Below are 16485 nucleotides of genomic sequence, written 5' to 3' on the forward strand. Positions count from 1 at the left end.
GGGCCGTGTTCACTCCCGCTCGTCGGCGGTGAACGCGGCCCGCAGCTCCTCCTTCAGCGACCGCTGGAAGGCCGTGAGCAGGGCCTGGAGCACCATCGGCTGCATGTGGGCGGAGAGTGACTTCATCGCCTTCACGTGCTCCGGGTCCGACTCCCGCTCCCGGTAGGGGTTCCACACCTCGTCCCGGAACAGCCGGGTCAGCTCGTGGGCGGCCGAGCGGGTGTGCTCCAGAAGGACCGTGCGCGCGGCCAGGATCGTCTCGTGCGCGATCGGCACCTCCAGCAGCTCCACCCCGAGCCGCAACAGCCCCGGGTCCACCAGGAAGGGGCTCCCGGGCGCGGCGGGACGCTCCAGCACCCCCATGGCCGCGAGCCGGTCGACGTCCTGCTCGCTGAGGGGCCGGCCCGCGCGCCGCTCCAGCTCGGGGCGCTCCATGTCCTCGGCCGAGTCCGGGGCCCAGGACGCCACCAGGGCGCGGTGGATCGCCAGGTCCTGCGCGCTCAGGTCGGGCGGCAGCTGCTGCAGGTAGCGCTCGATGGCGGCCAGCGTCATGCCCTGGTGCTGGAGCTCCTCGATCAGGGCCAGCCGGGAGAGATGGTCGTGCCCGTAGTGCCCGACGCGCCGGGGTCCGATCACCGGGGGCGGCAGCAGGCCCCTGGTGCTGTAGAAGCGCACGGTGCGCACGGTGACCCCCGCGCGCGCCGCCAGTTCGTCGACGGTCAGCGTCGGTTCGTCCGTCCCGGTCGCCATGTCCACTCCTCGTTGCCGGGCCGTGCCCGGCCGTGTTCGGCCGTGCTGGGCGGTGTTGGGCCGTGCTGGGCCGTGCTGGGCCTGTGCACCAATCAGGTGCAACAGTATTGCTGTCTCACCACTGTTGTGAAAGTGTCCGGCAGCATCGAAGCGCAGTCCCACCACCGGTACGGACCGCACGGTCCGGCCGAACGGACAGGAGGCGGCCGTGACCACGATCCTGCGACTTCCCACCGGACCCGATCAACTCACACTCCCTGCCCTGCTGCTGCGCAATGCCGAGGACCACGGAGATCTTCCCGCCCTCTCCTGGCAGGACGCGAGCGGCGGACGGACCACTCTCACCTGGAGCGAGGTCCGCCACGAGACGGCCGTGCTCGCCGCCGGTTACGGCGCCCTCGGGGTGGAACGCGGCGAACAGGTCCTCATGATGATGGGCAACCGGCCCGAGCACTGGCTCAGCGACCTGGCCCTCACCCACCTCGGGGCCGTCCCCGTCTCCGTCTACGGCACCGCGGCGCCAGGCCAGATCGCCCACATAGCGCGCCACAGCCGCGCGAGGTTCGCGATCGTCGAGGGCGCGGGCGAACTGGAGCGCTGGGCGCCCCTGCTGGCGGACGCCAACGTACCGCTGGAGGCCCTCGTGGTCGTGGAGCCGTCGGAGGCGGGACCCCACAGGTCCTACGGCAGGTTGCGCGCGACGGGGGAGCGGCTGCGGAGCGACGAGGCCTTCGACAAGGCCTGGCGCGAGACCCGCGCCCAGGACCCGCTGACGGTCGTCTACACCTCGGGAACCACGGGCGACCCGAAGGCCGTTCCGATCAGCCACCGCGGCGTCGTGTCCAACGCACTCGCCCTGGACCGGGTGGTGGAGCTCCCCGACCACGTGGAGCACATCTGCTACCTGCCCTTCGCGCACATCGCGGAACGGATGCTGGGCATCTACCTGCCGGTCTTCCGGGCCTCGCACGTCCACCTCTGCGCGGACACCGCGGCCGTCGCGGTCACGGCGCGCGCCCTGCACCCCGCCCAGTTCTTCGGGGTGCCGCGGGTGTGGGAGAAGCTCGCCGCGTCCCTGCGGGCCGCCCTGGGCGGGCTGCCGGAGGAGCGGCGGGCCGCCGTCGAGGCGGCGAACGCGACGGCCCGTGAGCACGTGGCCTGCCGGGAGCGCGGTGAGCGGCCGTCCGCCGAACTGGAGGCCTCGTACAAGGCCGCCAAGGAGACCGTGCTGGACCCCGTGCTGTCGCTGGCGGGCTTCGAACGGCTGGTGTGGACGGCCAGCGCCTCCGCACCGATGCCGCTCGACGTGGTGCGCTTCTGGGCGGGCTTCGGGATCGTCGTCATGGACGCCTGGGGACTCACCGAGACCGTCGGGGTGTTCACCACCAACAGCCCGTCGGCCTTCCGCCTGGGTTCGGTGGGACGCCCGCTGGAGGGCCTGGAGCTCCGGATCGCCGACGACGGGGAGATCCTGGTCCGCGGCGGGACGGTGTTCGCCGGCTACCTGCGCGCCGACGGCACCCTGGACGGGGCGCTCGACGCGGACGGCTGGTTCCCGACCGGGGACATCGGCCGGATCGACGACGACGGCTACCTCTGGCTCACCGACCGCAAGAAGGAAATGATCATCACCTCGACCGGGAAGAACGTCTCCCCGGCGCTCGTCGAGAACACGCTCAAGGAACACCCGCTGATCGGCCAGGCCCTCGTCCACGGCGACGGGCGCTCGTACCTGGTGGCCCTGCTCGTCCTCGACACGGAGATGGCCCCGGCCTGGGCGGCGGCCCGTGGCATCGAGGGGGACCCGCTCACCAGTCCCGAGGTCCACGAGGAGATCGCCCGGGCCGTCGAGGCCGCAAACGCCCGGCTGAACCGCACCGAACAGATCAAGCGCCACCGGCTGCTGACGCGGGAGTGGGGCCCGGAGACCGGCGAGCTCACGCCCTCCCTGAAGCTCCGCCGCCGGGTCATCCGCGAGCAGTACGCGGACGCGCTCGACGCGTTGTACGCACGGGAGGAGGACTGAACCGGGGGCCGTCGCCCAGGTGACCCGGCCGGTGGCTCCACCGCCCGCGCGGGAGCGGGGTCAGGCCGGCTGCCACAGCTCGACCCGGTTGCCCTCGGGGTCGGTCACCCAGCCGAAGCGACCCACACCCTCCAGGTCCTGTGTCTCCTCCGCCACGTCCGCTCCCCGGGCACGCAGCTGCGCGATCATCGCGTCCAGGTCGCGGACGCGGAAGTTGAGCATGGTCCGCTGGTCCCGGGAACCGAAGTACCCGGTGTCGGACCCGAACGTCGCCATCACCGTCGGCCCGGCCTCCTGGAGCCACCGACCGTGCTCATCCGTGTCCAGGCCGAGGCAGTCGCGATACCACGCGCTCAGGGCCGTCGGTTCGGAAGCCCGCATGAAGTACCCGCCGATTCCCCGCACACGTTCCATGCCGCGATCCTGCCAGAACCGGAACCCACTACGAGTATCGGTGTCAGTGACGGTCCGTACGCTGGGGACATGCCGGGGATCACGTATGTACGGGGGGACGCCACCGCTCCGCAGGGCAAGGGCGTCAAGCTGATCGTGCACGTCTGCAACGACCTGGGCGGCTGGGGCAAGGGCTTCGTCCTGGCCCTGTCCCGCCGCTGGTCCGAGCCGGAAGCCGCCTACCGCCGGTGGCACCGGGGGCGTTCGGGCAACGACTTCGGGCTGGGAGCCGTGCAGTTCGTCCAGGCCGAGCCGTACGTCTGGGTGGCCAACGTCGTGGGCCAGCGGGGGATACGCACCGGCAGCAAGGGCGTGCCGGTGCGTTACGAGGCGATCGACGAGGGACTGCGGAAGGTGGCCGTGCGGGCCGCCGAGCTCGGTGCCTCGGTCCACATGCCCAGGATCGGCTGCGGTCTCGCGGGCGGGACCTGGTCCAGGGTCGAACCCCTCGTCACCGAGCGGCTGGTGGGCCGGGGCATCGGTGTGACGGTGTACGACCACGGGTGAGCGCCGCCCGGCGCGCCCTCAGAGGCCGTAGCTCCTGCCGATGATGTCGCGCTGGATCTCACTCGTGCCGCCGTACACCGTCGACACGACCGCAGCCCGCAGATGCCGCTCCATGTCGTACTCGGTCGCGTAGCCGTAGCCGCCCATCATCTGCATGCCCTCCAGCGCCGCGTGCTTGGCCGTCTCGGTGGCCTTGAGCTTCGCCATGGACGCCTCGCGGGGGAACGTCTTCTCCGGCTCGGCGTCGCAGGCCGCCGCGACGTCGAAGACGAGCAGCCGCGCGCACTCGATCTCCGTCGCCAGGTCGGCCAGCCGGTGCCGCAGCGCCTGGAAGGAGCCGACCGGGCGGCCGAACTGCTCGCGTCCCCGCACGTACGCGACGGTGTCGTCCAGGATCCGCTCCGCCAGGCCCAGCATGTTCGCCGCCAGGAAGAGCCGTTCGGCGTCGAGGCCTGCCATCAGCTGGGACCACGCGTGGTCGGCCGTGCCGACCACGGCGTCGGCGGGCAGCCGGACACCGGTGAGGAAGACGTCGTTGACCTCGCGTCCGCCCATCGTCCCGATCGGCCGGATGTCGATCCCCGGGGTGCGGGCCGGGACGTGGAACATGGTCAGGCCCTCGTGCTTCGCCCCGCCCGTGCCGGTTCTGGCCACCAGCAGGATGTGCTCGGCCAGATGCGCGTTGGAGATCCACGTCTTGTGGCCGTCGACCAGCCAGCCGCCGTCCGGCGCGCGTCCGGCCTTGCACCGCAGCGCCGCCACGTCCGATCCGGCGCCCGGCTCCGACATCGCTATGGACAGCACCTGTCCGGCCACCGCGCCACCGACGGCCGCCTTGCACTGTGCCTCGCTGCCGAACCGTTCGTAGGCCTTCGCGGTGATCACCGAGGTGATGAACCCGCCCGCCGGCACGAGGCCGCGCGAGGTCTCCCGCAGGAACAGGCAGGCGTCCGTCATCCCGCCGCCCGCGCCGCCGTACGCCTCGGGCAGGCACACCCCGAGCCAGCCGAGCTCGGCCAGCCGGGCGTAGAGCGACGGGGCGTGCGGGCCGCCCGTCTCCGCCGCCAGCGCGTCACGCTGCTCACGCGTACCGCACTCACGCCGGGCGAAGTCCCGCAGGGCCGTGACGAAGTCCCGTTGCTCCGCGGAGAGGGAGCGGGGGAGGGCATGGGTGGTCGACAAGGAGTACCTCCGGAAAGGGGTGCGGAGAAGGGCTACAGAGAGACATGCGGAGTGACACTGTTGCAGTGTCGGTATGGTGGGGTGAGTGCACCGAACGGGGAGGGCTCATGGCGGCACCGGACACCAACGAGGCACTGCTGGCCAGGGCGCTCGTCGAGACGCCGCCGTCCGACGCGCTGAGCGAGCAGATCCTGGACGCGGCACGTGAGCAGTTCATGACCTTCGGGCTGCGCCGCTCGACCGTCGACGACGTGGCCAAGCGCGCCAAGGTCTCCCGGGTCACCGTGTACCGGCGGATCGGCAACAAGGACAGCCTGGTCTCCGCCTGCCTGCTGCGTGAGTACCGCCGGTTCGTCGTCGACGTGGACGAGGCGGTGGCCGCTCTGCCCACCATGGAGGACCGGCTCGTCGCCGGCTTCGTCGCCGTCCTCAAGCACATCCGTGAACACCCGCTGGTCGGCGGGCTGCTGAGGCTGGAGCCGGAGATCATGCTCCCCTTCCTCACTCTGGAGAGCGGCCCCGCCTTCCTCGCCATGCGGGAGTACCTGTCGGACCGGCTCCGCCACGCGCAGCGCGCCGAAGGGCGTCCGGAGACGGATCCGACACCGGTCGCCGAACTGATGGTGCGGATCACCGTCTCCTTCCTCCTCAACCCGGTGAGCTGCTTCGAGCTGGACGACGACGCGCAGGTGGGCGACTTCGCCCGCCGCTACCTGGTGCCGCTCCTCAGCGCCGGGTGACCGCCCTCAGAACCGGGCGTGCAGCTTCCTGCCGAGCTCGACGGCCCGGGCGACCTTCTCCCGGGGCGTGGCGAAGGACGTCAGGTCCACCGCCGGTGCGAACCGCCGCACGGTGACGGAGCGGGGAGCCGCGAAGGCGCGCAGCCCCTCCTCGCCGTGGATCCGCCCGTACCCCGACTCGCCGGCACCGCCGAAGGGCAGGGAGGGGATCGCGGCGAAGCCGAGCACCGAGTTCACCGACACCGCGCCGGAGCCGAGGCGTTCGGCCAGGGCGAGCCCCGCCGCCGCGGAACGGGTGAACACGGCGGCGCCCAGCGCGTACGCCGACGCGTTGGCACGCTCCACGGCCTCGTCCATGTCCCGCACCGGGTTCACCACGACGACCGGGCCGAACGTCTCCTCCGTCACCGCGGGTGAGTCCTCCGGCACGCCCGACAGCACCACCGGTCCGAGCACCCGGTCCCGCACGGAGTCGGGGCCGCCCAGCTCGGCGCTGCCGCCGTCCACCAGTGCCTGCTTCACATGGCGCTCGACCACGGCGAGCTGGGACGGCAGGATGAGCGGACCGTACGTGTCCCCAGGCGTCAGCGCCCGTGCCCGGCTCACGATGCGCGCGCACAGGGCCTCGTGCACCGAGGCCTCGGCGTACACCCGCTCCACGCCGGCGCAGGTCTGGCCGGCGTTGCTCATCGCTCCCCACACGATCGCGTCGGCCGCCGCGTCCAGATCGGCGTCCGCCGAGACCAGCACCGCGTCCTTGCCCCCGCACTCGGCGAGCAGCGGCGTGAGCGTGGCCGCGCAGGCGGCCGCGACCTTGCGGGCGGTGCCGGGGGAGCCCGTGAAGGCGACCTTGTCCACGCCGGACGGCCCTTCCGCACCGGCCAGGGCGGCCCCGGTGGACCCCGGGCCGGTGACCGTCCGCAGCAGGTCCGTGTGGTCCGGTACGGCTTCCCCGAAGCTCCGGGCCAGCAGGATCCCCACCTCCGGGGTGAGCTCGGACGGCTTGAACACCACGGCGTTGCCCGCCGCGAGGGCGTAGCCGATCGAGCCCATCGGTGTGTACAGCGGATAGTTCCACGGACCGATGACGCCGATGACGCCGAGGGGACGGTAGGCCAGCAGGGCCCGCTGATGGACCGACAGGAGACCGGAGCGCACCCGTCGCCGGCCCAGCACGCGGTGGGCGTTGCGCGCGGCCCAGTCCAGATGGACCAGCGTGAGCAGCACCTCGGAGCGCGCGTCGTGGACCGGCTTCCCCGTCTCGGCCGCGATCACCTCGGCGAACTCATCGGTGCGTCGCGCCAGTTCGCGCTTCCATCGCAGCAGAGCCGCACGCCGCTCGCGCGCCTCGAGCGCGGCCCAGCCCAGGCCGGCGCTCCTGGCCCGCGCCACCGCGGCGCGGATGTCGTCGAGGGTGTGCTCCGGGCGGTCGGTGCGGGTCGTCATGACGTCTCCAGGGGTAGGGGCAGGGGCTCCAGCGGACGGCTCTGCGCCCAGTGGGGACCGAGATCGTCGAGCCGGTATCCGAAGGGGTAGCTGCGCGGCCGGGGCCGGGAGGGCAGCCACCGGGGCCGGGCCGGCAGCAGGCGTACGCCGCGCGACCGGGCGCGCACCGCACGGACGGCGGCCCGGCGCACCCACCGGGGCTGTTCCGGGAAACCCAGCGCCCGCAGTAACGGCTCGTCCAGCAGCGCGAGGGAGAGCCGCGCGACCAGGGGGCGCAGCGGGGCCGGGTACCACGCGGCCATGACACGGAAGGTGGCGTTGGCGACACGGCGGTTCGCCGGGTCGTACGCGAACATCCGTGCCTCGTAGGAGTCGAGCAGCTTCTCGAACTCCTCGTAGGTGCCCGGAGCGCCCTCGATGCCCATCATGGCGGCCATCCGCCGCCCCACCTCTGCCAGCGCCGCCGTCTCCTGGGCGCACAGCGGCCGCCATCCGAAGCGGTCGATCCAGCGTTTGGGGCCGACGACCGTGGTGGCCAGCACATAGAGGTAGTCCTCGTTGGGGATGCGGTACCTGCCGTGGATCCGGTTGAGATGACGGGCCGCGGCGCGGGCCCGCTCCGAGTCGAACCCCTCGGCCGCCATCTCGTACCCGAACAGGACGGTGTCGTCGTAGCGCTTCTGCCCGTTGCGCTCGAACTCCTGGGTGCGGTCGAGCAGCAGGGAGATCCGCGGCACGCCGTAGTCGCGCAGGAAAGCGACGCTGACGCCCTGCCGGTAGTCCCAGGGGAACTCGTACTGGGACATCAGCCGGAGTATCTCGGCGCAGTCGCGGGCGGGATCCATCCGGCGGATCTCACGCAGTCGGCTGTAGCGGCCCATGGTGTGCGACCTCCTGTGGTCGGGGCGGGCATTCGCCGTGCGGGGCTCTCGGTGAGGCCGGTGCGGTGGGCATCGCCGTCGTCGACGAGGACCTGGCCCGCCCTCAGAGCTCAACTCCCCTGTCGCATCGGGCATGCGAAGGCCCTCTCCCCATGAGAGTCAAAGTTACAAATACTATTGACTTGTTTCACGAGGTGCGTCAACCGTGCTGACACAGATTCGAGCACGGGGCGCGCACGGGCACGGACGGACGCGACGCCGGCGCGCCTCCGGGGCGACCGGCGGTTCGAGGAGGGCCTCGACGCAGGGACTGCCGGTGGAGACCCTCGCCATGGGCCGACCGCGGCCTTCTGTCATTCTTCCTGGCATGTCTGCACGCAACCGAAGGCTGCCCCGGCACCGCGCCTGGCCCCTGACCAGCACCGACATCAGCGAGTGCCTCGGGGTGTACGCCGCGCGCGTCACGGACCTGCACTTCCTCACCGGGCAGGACAGCGGGACCATCCGCCTCGGAGTCGCGTGGACCGCTCCGAGGCCCCGCACCTACGGCAGGGGCGTCCACCCGGACTCGGTCGGCTTCCAGGTGGACGTCCACCCGGTCGATGCCACCGAACGCGCCGCCACCCGCGCTGTTCTGCGCGCCCAGGCCCTCCCGCAGCTCCATGAGCGGATCGCGCGGGCGGTCGCCGCCGACGAGACCTGGCGACTGACCGATCACCGGCACTACTGGCGGGTCGCCGACGGTCACCTCACCCACGGCGACGAGGCGTGAACCCGGTCCCGCCGGCCCGCACCCCGCCGCACCGGCGAGGTGACGGTGTCATCGGGGTGATCGCATACTGGATTACGGACGGGCCCCCGCACGGTCCGAGCACCCGCCGATCCCTGGGAGCACCCGCATGACCAGCACAGGAGAGCCTTCACCGCCCCCGCCGGGCGGCGTCCTGTGGAGCCTCGCCGGTGACATCCGCGGACTGCTGATGCTGCCCGCCGCCCTCACCCTCCAGGTCGCCCACCCGGCCGTCGGAGCCGGCGTCGACGACCACTCGGTCTTCCGTACGGACCCCTGGGGGCGCGGTGAGCGCTCCCTGAGCTCACTCCAGCTCTGGGTGTACGGGGGAGAGGCCGCGGCGGAGGAGGGCCGCAGGCTCAGGAAGCTGCACCGCACCATCCAGGGCACCGACACCAGGGGCCGCCGCTACCACGCGCTCACGCCCGCGAACTACGCATGGGTGCACGCCACCGGCTTCCCCGTCTACCAGCACGCGTCGCGCTACCTCGTCCGCCCCCTGACCGACGCCCAGGAGCGAGCCCTGTACCGGGAGTGGCTCCAGGTCGGCCGGATCCTGGGCATCCACGACCGGCACATGCCGCAGACGATCGAGGAGTTCTGGCCCTACTACCGCAGGATGCTGGCCGACGAGGTGGAGGCGACCGTCGTCGTACGGGAACTGGTGGCCGCGGACGCCGCTGTGCCACCGCCGGACCGCGGGCCCCTCCTCCTGCGGCTGCTCCTGAAGGCTCTGTGGCCGGTACTGCTCCCGCCGCTGGCCCGGTTCCGCAGCTTCCTCACCGTCGGGCTGATGCCGCCCGACGCCCGCGAGGCCCTCGGGCTCGACTGGACCCCGGAGCAGGAGCGGCGCCTGCGGCGCTTCGGAGCCGTGGTGCGCCGGATCGTGCCGGTGCTCCCGGAGCGGCTGCGCTATCTGCCCCGCGCCAGGACGGCGCGGGCCGAGTGGCGAGCGGGCCCGGCGACCCCGGGTGGAAGGCCCGGCACGCGGGGGTGAGCCGGGCGGACCGGTGGCACGCGAGGCTCCCGGCTCGCCTCGCCGTCCCCGGAAGCGGGCCGCTCAGGCCGAGGCGCGGCGGATCAGTTCGGTCGGGGTGATCACGGACTCGGGCCAGTCACCCGTGCCGCTGTTCAGCCGTTCCATCAGCAGCCGCACCATCAACCGCCCCATGCCCTCGACGTCCTGACGTATCGTCGTCAGCGGTGGTTCGGTCGCCTCCGCCACCGAGGTCATGTCGTCGAATCCGACGACGGCCACGTCCTCCGGAACGCGGACACCCCGCTCGCGGAGCACCCTCAGCGCACCCGAGGCCATCATGTCGTTGGACACGAAGACGGCGTCGAGATCGGGGCGGGCGTCCAGCAGGCGGGCCATGGCCCGGGCCCCGCCCTCGACGGTGAAGTCCCCCTCCTCGACGAGATCCGGCTCCGCGTCGGGGAGCACGTCGTGGTACCCGTCGATCCGGTCGAGCGCTGATGTCTGGTCGCGGGGACCGGCGATGTGCGCGACACGACGCCGCCCGAGCGAGACGAGATGGCGTACGGCTTCGCGGGCGCCGCCCCGGTTGTCGCAGTCGACGTACGGTACCTGTGGTGCGTCCCCGGCCTCGGTGCGAGGGTGCTCCGGCCGGCCTCCGTAGACCGTCGGGACCCGGAACCGCCGGATGATCGCGGGCAGTTCGTCGTCGGTGTGCAGCGAGAAGGCCAGCACGCCGTCCACATGGCCACCGGCCAGGTAGCGGGTGACCCGGTCGAAGTCGCCGCTGCCCTCCACCAGGAGCAGGACGAGCTGCGCGTCGTGGGCGTTGAGCTCGCGGCTGATCCCACGGATCTGGCGGGAAAAGAACGGGTCGGAGAAGATCCGGAACTCGGGTTCGTCGATGATCACGGCGACCGCGCCGTTGCGCCGGGTGACCAGCGTCCGCGCCGCGTGGTTCGGGATGTAGCCGAGCTCGTCGACCGCCTTGCGCACCTTGTCCACCAGGGGCTGCCGTACTCCGGCACCGCCGTTGACGACACGTGAGGCCGTCGCCCTGGACACACCGGCGGCGGCCGCCACGGCCTCCAGGGTGGGGCGGGCGTCACGCTGGGGGTCGGTGTTCGGGTCGGGCAAGAGTCGCTCCTCGTACACGCGCACCCCGTCGGGGAACGGCTGGAACCGGCGGGTTCGGCGCGAACGGACCGGGGTTCGGCGCGAACGCCGTCAGCCTAGCCGCCCGGTCCCCGGCGGTCGGACGGGTGATCGCCCGGCCCATGATGGCAAATTGCCTCATATGTGGTCACAACGGCACGGCTCGTTGGTCCCGTCAGATGCGCGCTCCGTGTGGTACTGCCTACGGAGAGCGAAATTTCGCACTGCGTGAAAGGTGCCATCTGTGTCACACGACGAGCAGGGAACCGGCGGGCGGGGGGACTATCTCCCCGTCACCGCCGATCTACCCAGCGACCCGCACCACGGCCGGCGCGCCTCGACCGACCGGGTGGTCTTCGGCGTCACCGCGGTGCTCACCGTCGCCTTCGTGGTCTGGGGTTCCACAGCCACCGATTCGCTGGAGAGCGTCTCCAGCAGGCTGCTGAACGGCCTCATCCACAACGGCGGCTGGGCCTTCATGCTGGCGGCCTCCGGTTTCGTGGTCTTCGCCCTCTGGCTCGCGATCAGCCGGTACGGGACGATCTCGCTCGGGCAGGAGGGCGAGGAACCCGAATTCCGCACGGTCTCCTGGGTCGCGATGATGTTCAGCGCCGGCATGGGGATCGGCCTGATGTTCTACGGCGTCAGCGAGCCGCTGGCCCACTTCGCCGATCCGCCGCCCGGAACGCGCCCCGCGGACGCCGCCGAGGCGATGCAGACGGCGATGGCCACCACCCTCTTCCACTGGACCCTGCACCCCTGGGCGATCTACGCGGTCGTCGGGCTCGCCATCGCGTACAGCGCCTACCGCCGGCACCGGAGGCAGACGATCAGCTCCGTCTTCGTCCCGCTCATCGGCGAGAAGCGCGCCCACGGAACCGTCGGCCGGATCATCGACATCCTCGCCATCTTCGCCACGCTCTTCGGCTCCGCCGCCTCGCTCGGGCTCGGCGCGCTCCAGATCGGCAGCGGTTTCCAGGAGCTCAACTGGATGGAGAAGACCGGCACGGGTCTCCTGGTCGCCATCATCGCCGTGCTGACGGTCGCCTTCGTCGCCTCCGCCGTGTCCGGGGTCGAGAAGGGCATCCAGTGGCTGTCCAACATCAACATGGTGCTCGCCCTGATCCTGGTGGTCTTCGTCTTCATCGCGGGGCCGACGATCATCGTGCTCGACCTGCTGCCCACCTCCATCGCCGCGTACTTCGGTGACCTCGCCCAGCTCGCCGGGCGCACGGAGGCCACCGGGGAAGGGGCGGTGGCCGACTGGCTCGCCAGCTGGACGGTCTTCTACTGGGCGTGGTGGATCTCCTGGACGCCCTTCGTCGGCATGTTCATCGCGAGGATCAGCCGCGGCCGGACGATCCGCCAGTTCGTCGGCGGCGTGATCCTCGTGCCCAGCACGGTCAGCCTGATCTGGTTCGCCGTCTTCGGCGGCTCGGCGATCCGGCTGGAGGAGGCGGGACAGCTCAAGGGCGTCGGCGACACCCCGGAGGCGCAGCTCTTCGGCGTCCTGCAGCAGTTCCCGGTCGCCACCCTCATGAGCATCCTCGTGATGGTCCTGGTCGGGATCTTCTTCGTCTCGGGCGCCGACGCCGCGTCGATCGTCATGGGCACCCTCTCCCAGAAGGGCGTCCTCGAACCCGCGAAGTGGGTCGTGATCTTCTGGGGCGTCGTCACCGGTGCCGTGGCGGCCGTCATGCTGCTCATCGGCGACGGCCAGGGCGACGCACTGGCAGGCCTGCAGAACCTGACCATTCTCGTGGCCGCGCCGTTCACCATCGTCATGATCGGCATGTGCGTGGCCCTGATGAGGGACCTGCGCCAGGACCCGATGATCGTCCGCAGGGAGTTCGGCGTGGAGGCCGTCGAGACGGCGGTCATCCAGGGACACGCGAAGTACGACGGGGACTTCGAGATCCGGATCGGGCCCGGGCCCGCGGAGGTCACGTCGGACGAACGGCACAAGGACGAGCCCCCGGCCTGACCGGCGCTGCGGCTCAGCCCACCAGCTGGGCCGCAGCCCGCGCGCAGCCCCGGGCGACCGTGACCCCGGCGCCGCCGTGGCCGTAGTTGTGCACCAGCAGGCCGCCGCCCGGCAACTCCTCCGCCTCGATGCGCACCCCGGCGTCCCGGGCGGGACGCAGCCCCACCCGGTGGCCGATGACACGGGCGCCCGCGATCTCGGGCCGCACCCGTGCGCAACGCGCCACGATCTCCTCGGCCGTACGCGGATCGGGCTCCGTCCGCGTGTCGTCGGTCTCCGCCGTGCCGCCCAGCACCAGCCCGCCCGGCTGCGGGAAGAGATACGTCGTGGCGCTCGACGCGGGGTCCGCCGCGGTGTACCACTCGTCGATGCCCGGGTTCTCCACCACCACGAGCTGACCACGGACCGGCCGCACCCCGGGATCCGGGACCAGCTCGCGGGCGCCGAGCCCGGTGCAGTTGACCACCACCGGCGCCTCGGCCGCCGCCTCGGCGAGGCCGCGCACCGTACGCCGCTCGACCACGCCCCCGGCCGCGGCGAGCCGGTCCTCCAGCCAGCGCAGGTGGGCCGGCATGTCGATCAGCGGAAGCGTCACCCGCAGGCCCTCGGCCACCTGGGAGGCGCCCTCCAGCCGGCGGGCCCACGGCCCCAGTGCGGCGAGACGCTCTCCCTCGTGCACCCCCGCGACCATGCGCACCCCGGTCCGGGACGGGTCGGCGGCCAGTTCCTCGTACACGCGGAGGGTCTCGAGCGACCATGCGCCGACCAGTGCCGCTGGCTCGATCCGGTACGGCCACCAGAGCGCCCCGGCCACGGCCGAGGTCGTCGCCGAGGCCGGATCCCTGGACCAGACCCGCACGCGCAGGCCGCGCTCGGCCAGCAGCAGCGCCGTGGTCAGCCCGCTGACCCCGCCGCCCACGACGATCACGTCCGCCATCGCACCCACCCCTGTCCTCGCGACGCCCCCGTGCGTACCGGGGCCGGACAGGCCATGGTCGCACCCCGGTCCGGCGGGCGGCACGGCCGCCGCGGTTCGTTAGGATCGTCAGCCTGATGACTGCCACTCTCGTCGCCAAGGAACTCGCCGCCGGGCACGGCGACCGCACACTCTTCGCGGGACTCGACCTCGTGGTCGCGCCCGGCGACGTGATCGGTCTCGTCGGAGCCAACGGCGCGGGCAAATCCTCCCTGCTCCGCCTCCTCGCGGGGCTCGACCGTCCGGAGGAGGGCGAGCTGCGCCTCTCCCCGCCCACCGCCACCGTCGGACACCTCCCGCAGGAGCCCGAGCGCCGCGCGGGCGAGTCCGTACGGGAATTCCTCGCCCGCCGTACCGGGGTCGCGGACGCCCAGACCGCGATGGACGCCGCCACCCAGGCCCTGGTCGACGGAGCACCCGGCGCGGACGACGCGTACTCCGAGACGCTGGAGCGCTGGCTCTCCCTCGGCGGCGCCGACCTGGACGAACGCGCCGAGGAGGTCGCCGCCGAGCTGGGCCTGACCGTCGGCCTCGACCTCCCGATGACGGCCCTCTCCGGCGGCCAGGCGGCCCGCGCCGGTCTGGCCTCGCTGCTGCTCTCGCGCTACGACGTCTTCCTGCTCGACGAGCCCACCAACGACCTGGACCTCGACGGCCTGGAGCGGCTGGAACGCTTCGTGTCCGGGCTGCGCGCCGGCACCGTCGTCGTCAGCCACGACCGTGAGTTCCTGATGCGCACGGTCACCAAGGTCCTCGAACTCGATCTCGCCCAGCAGGAGATCAACCTCTACGGCGGTGGCTACGCCTCCTACCTGGAGGAGCGCGAGCGCGCGCGCACGCACGCCCGTGAGGAGTTCGAGGAGTACGCCGACAAGCGCTCCGCGCTCGAGGGCCGGGCCCAGATGCAGCGCGGATGGATGGACAAGGGCGTCAAGAACGCCCGCCGCAAGGCCACCGACAACGACAAGATCGGCCGTAAGTTCCGCAGCGAGGCCAGCGAGAAGCAGGCCGCGAAGGCCAAGCAGACGCAGCGCATGATCGAGCGCCTCGACGTCGTCGAGGAGCCGCGCAAGGAGTGGGAGCTGCGGATGGAGATCGCCTCCGCGCCGCGCTCCGGATCCGTCGTGGCCACGCTGCGGGACGCCGCCGTGACCCGCGGCGGATTCTCCTTCGGTCCCGCCACCCTGCAGATCGACTGGGCGGACCGGGTCGCCATCACCGGGGCCAACGGGGCGGGCAAGTCCACACTGCTCGCCGCCCTGCTGGGCCGGCTGCCGCTCGACGCGGGCCACGCCTCGCTCGGCTCGGGCGTCGTGGTGGGCGAGGTGGACCAGGCGCGCAAGCTGTTCCACGGCACGGAGAGCCTGCTGGAGGCCTTCTGCGCCGCGGTCCCGGACACCGAGCCGGCCGAGGTGCGCACCCTGCTCGCCAAGTTCGGTCTGCGTGCGGCGCATGTGCTGCGGCCCGCCACCACGCTCTCGCCCGGCGAGCGCACCCGGGCGGGCCTCGCCCTCCTCCAGGGCAGGGGCGTCAACCTGCTGGTCCTGGACGAGCCGACGAACCACCTGGACCTTCCGGCGATCGAACAGCTGGAGTCGGCGCTGGAGGCGTACACCGGGACGCTGCTGCTGGTCACGCACGACCGGCGGATGCTGGAGGCCGTCCGTACGACCCGCCGGGTCGAGGTCGCCGACGGCAAGGTCACCGAGTCCGGCTGAGACGGGAGCCGGGCGTACGAGCCGGGCACGGGAGTCCGGGCACGAACTCCTGGTACGCGAGCCGGCACGAGACCCTGACACGACAACCTGCCCGCCCCGGAGACCGGGACGGGCAGGTTGTCGTGTGCGCGGGACGCCTCAGTCGACGTAGGTGATGTCGGACGAGGAGTAGATGCAGTTCGTGCCGTCGGCGCCCGTCCCGATCTTGCTGGGTTCGCCGCTCGTCGTGCCCTTGTACTTGACGCAGACGTCCAGGTCGCGGCCGCCGTCGTCGTAGATGGTGATGTCCGAGAACCGCGCCGTGTCGCCGTAGTTGGTGTTGATGCCCACCAGCGAGTCACCGGGCGTGGTCGCCCAGATGTTCTGGAGCTGGATGTGCCGGCCGTACTGCGTGGAGCAGTTGCCGCACGAGCGGACCAGCTTCCCGAAGTCGTCGACCTGGAAGTTCTTGACGATCAGCGTGCCGGCCCCGTTGTGCTGGAGGACCTTGTCCTCCGCGAGCCTCGCACCGCCCCCGTCGACCGTGCGGACCGTCGAGGAGGAACTGCCGCGGAAGGTCGCGGCGTCCTCGCCCACGTCCTCCCACCAGACGTTCTTGATGGTGCAGGCGCCCGAGCAGTGCACGCCGTCGGCCGCCGGGGCGCCGAGGATGACGTTCTGCAGGGTGGCGCCGTCCGCCAGCTCGATCAGCGCGGGCTGGTCCTCGTCCTGACCGCCGCTGCCGAGGTCACCACTGCCGTACAGCCGCTTCATGCCGCCGTCGTACGTCCCCGAGACCTTGATGGTCGAGGAGACCGCCTGGCTGCCGTTGGCGGTCGGCCACGCGGGCCGGTCCGTGGGCGGGTCGGTGGGGTCGGTCGGCGGGTCCGTCGGGTCGGTGGGCGGGTCCGTGGGCACGGTG

General features: G+C 72.0%; 15 protein-coding genes. 7 read left to right on the plus strand and 8 right to left on the minus strand.

Going from position 1 to position 16485, the window contains the following annotated elements; translation table 11 throughout:
* Positions 1 to 9: 9 nt before the first annotated feature.
* Positions 10 to 750, minus strand: coding sequence for a MerR family transcriptional regulator (locus tag OG488_RS32855; protein ID WP_329235796.1), 741 nt, complete (start codon positions 748 to 750; stop codon positions 10 to 12).
* A 208-nt stretch (positions 751 to 958) separates the two neighbouring features.
* Between OG488_RS32855 and OG488_RS32860 the strand changes: the two genes are divergently transcribed.
* Positions 959 to 2776 carry an AMP-dependent synthetase/ligase gene (locus OG488_RS32860; protein ID WP_329235799.1) on the plus strand — a complete coding sequence of 606 codons (1818 nt, stop codon included), beginning with the start codon at positions 959 to 961 and terminating at the stop codon, positions 2774 to 2776.
* A gap of 60 nt (positions 2777 to 2836) precedes the next feature.
* Here the strand turns inward: OG488_RS32860 and OG488_RS32865 are convergent, their stop codons facing one another.
* On the minus strand, positions 2837 to 3190 hold the full coding sequence (locus OG488_RS32865) for a VOC family protein (protein ID WP_329235803.1): 354 nt from the start codon (positions 3188 to 3190) through the stop codon (positions 2837 to 2839).
* Between the two features lie 69 nt (positions 3191 to 3259).
* Here OG488_RS32865 and OG488_RS32870 point away from each other — a divergent pair, with 69 nt between their 5' ends.
* Entirely contained in the window at positions 3260 to 3736 is a 477-nt protein-coding gene (locus OG488_RS32870) for a macro domain-containing protein (protein ID WP_329235806.1), read from the plus strand.
* A gap of 18 nt (positions 3737 to 3754) precedes the next feature.
* Here the strand turns inward: OG488_RS32870 and OG488_RS32875 are convergent, their stop codons facing one another.
* Positions 3755 to 4918, minus strand: coding sequence for an acyl-CoA dehydrogenase family protein (locus OG488_RS32875; RefSeq protein ID WP_329235809.1), 1164 nt, complete (start codon positions 4916 to 4918; stop codon positions 3755 to 3757).
* A 107-nt stretch (positions 4919 to 5025) separates the two neighbouring features.
* On the opposite strand from OG488_RS32875, the gene OG488_RS32880 reads away from it, so the two are divergent.
* Positions 5026 to 5658 carry a TetR/AcrR family transcriptional regulator gene (locus OG488_RS32880; protein WP_329235812.1) on the plus strand — a complete coding sequence of 211 codons (633 nt, stop codon included), beginning with the start codon at positions 5026 to 5028 and terminating at the stop codon, positions 5656 to 5658.
* 6 nt (positions 5659 to 5664) lie between these two features.
* Here the strand turns inward: OG488_RS32880 and OG488_RS32885 are convergent, their stop codons facing one another.
* On the minus strand, positions 5665 to 7104 hold the full coding sequence (locus OG488_RS32885) for an aldehyde dehydrogenase family protein (protein WP_329235819.1): 1440 nt from the start codon (positions 7102 to 7104) through the stop codon (positions 5665 to 5667).
* Positions 7101 to 7985, minus strand: coding sequence for an oxygenase MpaB family protein (locus OG488_RS32890; RefSeq protein WP_329235822.1), 885 nt, complete (start codon positions 7983 to 7985; stop codon positions 7101 to 7103). The genes OG488_RS32885 and OG488_RS32890 overlap by 4 nt, the downstream gene beginning before the upstream one ends.
* A gap of 367 nt (positions 7986 to 8352) precedes the next feature.
* Here OG488_RS32890 and OG488_RS32895 point away from each other — a divergent pair, with 367 nt between their 5' ends.
* Both OG488_RS32895 and OG488_RS32900 read left to right on the plus strand, forming a co-directional pair.
* On the plus strand, positions 8353 to 8757 hold the full coding sequence (locus tag OG488_RS32895) for a hypothetical protein (RefSeq protein WP_329235824.1): 405 nt from the start codon (positions 8353 to 8355) through the stop codon (positions 8755 to 8757).
* Between the two features lie 127 nt (positions 8758 to 8884).
* Positions 8885 to 9772, plus strand: a complete 888-nt coding sequence (locus tag OG488_RS32900; protein WP_329235826.1) for an oxygenase MpaB family protein — start codon at positions 8885 to 8887, stop codon at positions 9770 to 9772.
* 63 nt (positions 9773 to 9835) lie between these two features.
* On the opposite strand, the gene OG488_RS32905 is transcribed toward OG488_RS32900, so the two are convergent.
* A complete protein-coding gene (locus OG488_RS32905) occupies positions 9836 to 10888 on the minus strand; it encodes a LacI family DNA-binding transcriptional regulator (RefSeq protein ID WP_329235828.1) in 1053 nt (350 codons plus the stop codon).
* A 262-nt stretch (positions 10889 to 11150) separates the two neighbouring features.
* Between OG488_RS32905 and OG488_RS32910 the strand changes: the two genes are divergently transcribed.
* Entirely contained in the window at positions 11151 to 12890 is a 1740-nt protein-coding gene (locus OG488_RS32910) for a BCCT family transporter (protein WP_329235829.1), read from the plus strand.
* Between the two features lie 13 nt (positions 12891 to 12903).
* Here OG488_RS32910 and OG488_RS32915 read toward each other — a convergent pair whose 3' ends face one another.
* On the minus strand, positions 12904 to 13836 hold the full coding sequence (locus tag OG488_RS32915) for an FAD-dependent oxidoreductase (protein WP_329235831.1): 933 nt from the start codon (positions 13834 to 13836) through the stop codon (positions 12904 to 12906).
* A gap of 107 nt (positions 13837 to 13943) precedes the next feature.
* On the opposite strand from OG488_RS32915, the gene OG488_RS32920 reads away from it, so the two are divergent.
* Positions 13944 to 15584, plus strand: coding sequence for an ABC-F family ATP-binding cassette domain-containing protein (locus OG488_RS32920; RefSeq protein ID WP_329235833.1), 1641 nt, complete (start codon positions 13944 to 13946; stop codon positions 15582 to 15584).
* Positions 15585 to 15722: 138 nt separating this feature from the next.
* Here the strand turns inward: OG488_RS32920 and OG488_RS39335 are convergent, their stop codons facing one another.
* Positions 15723 to 16481 (minus strand): pectate lyase, encoded by a 759-nt coding sequence (locus OG488_RS39335; protein ID WP_405697918.1) that lies wholly within the window; start codon positions 16479 to 16481, stop codon positions 15723 to 15725.
* Positions 16482 to 16485: the final 4 nt, after the last annotated feature.

Source organism: Streptomyces sp. NBC_01460 (assembly GCF_036227405.1).
Lineage (GTDB): Bacteria > Actinomycetota > Actinomycetes > Streptomycetales > Streptomycetaceae > Streptomyces.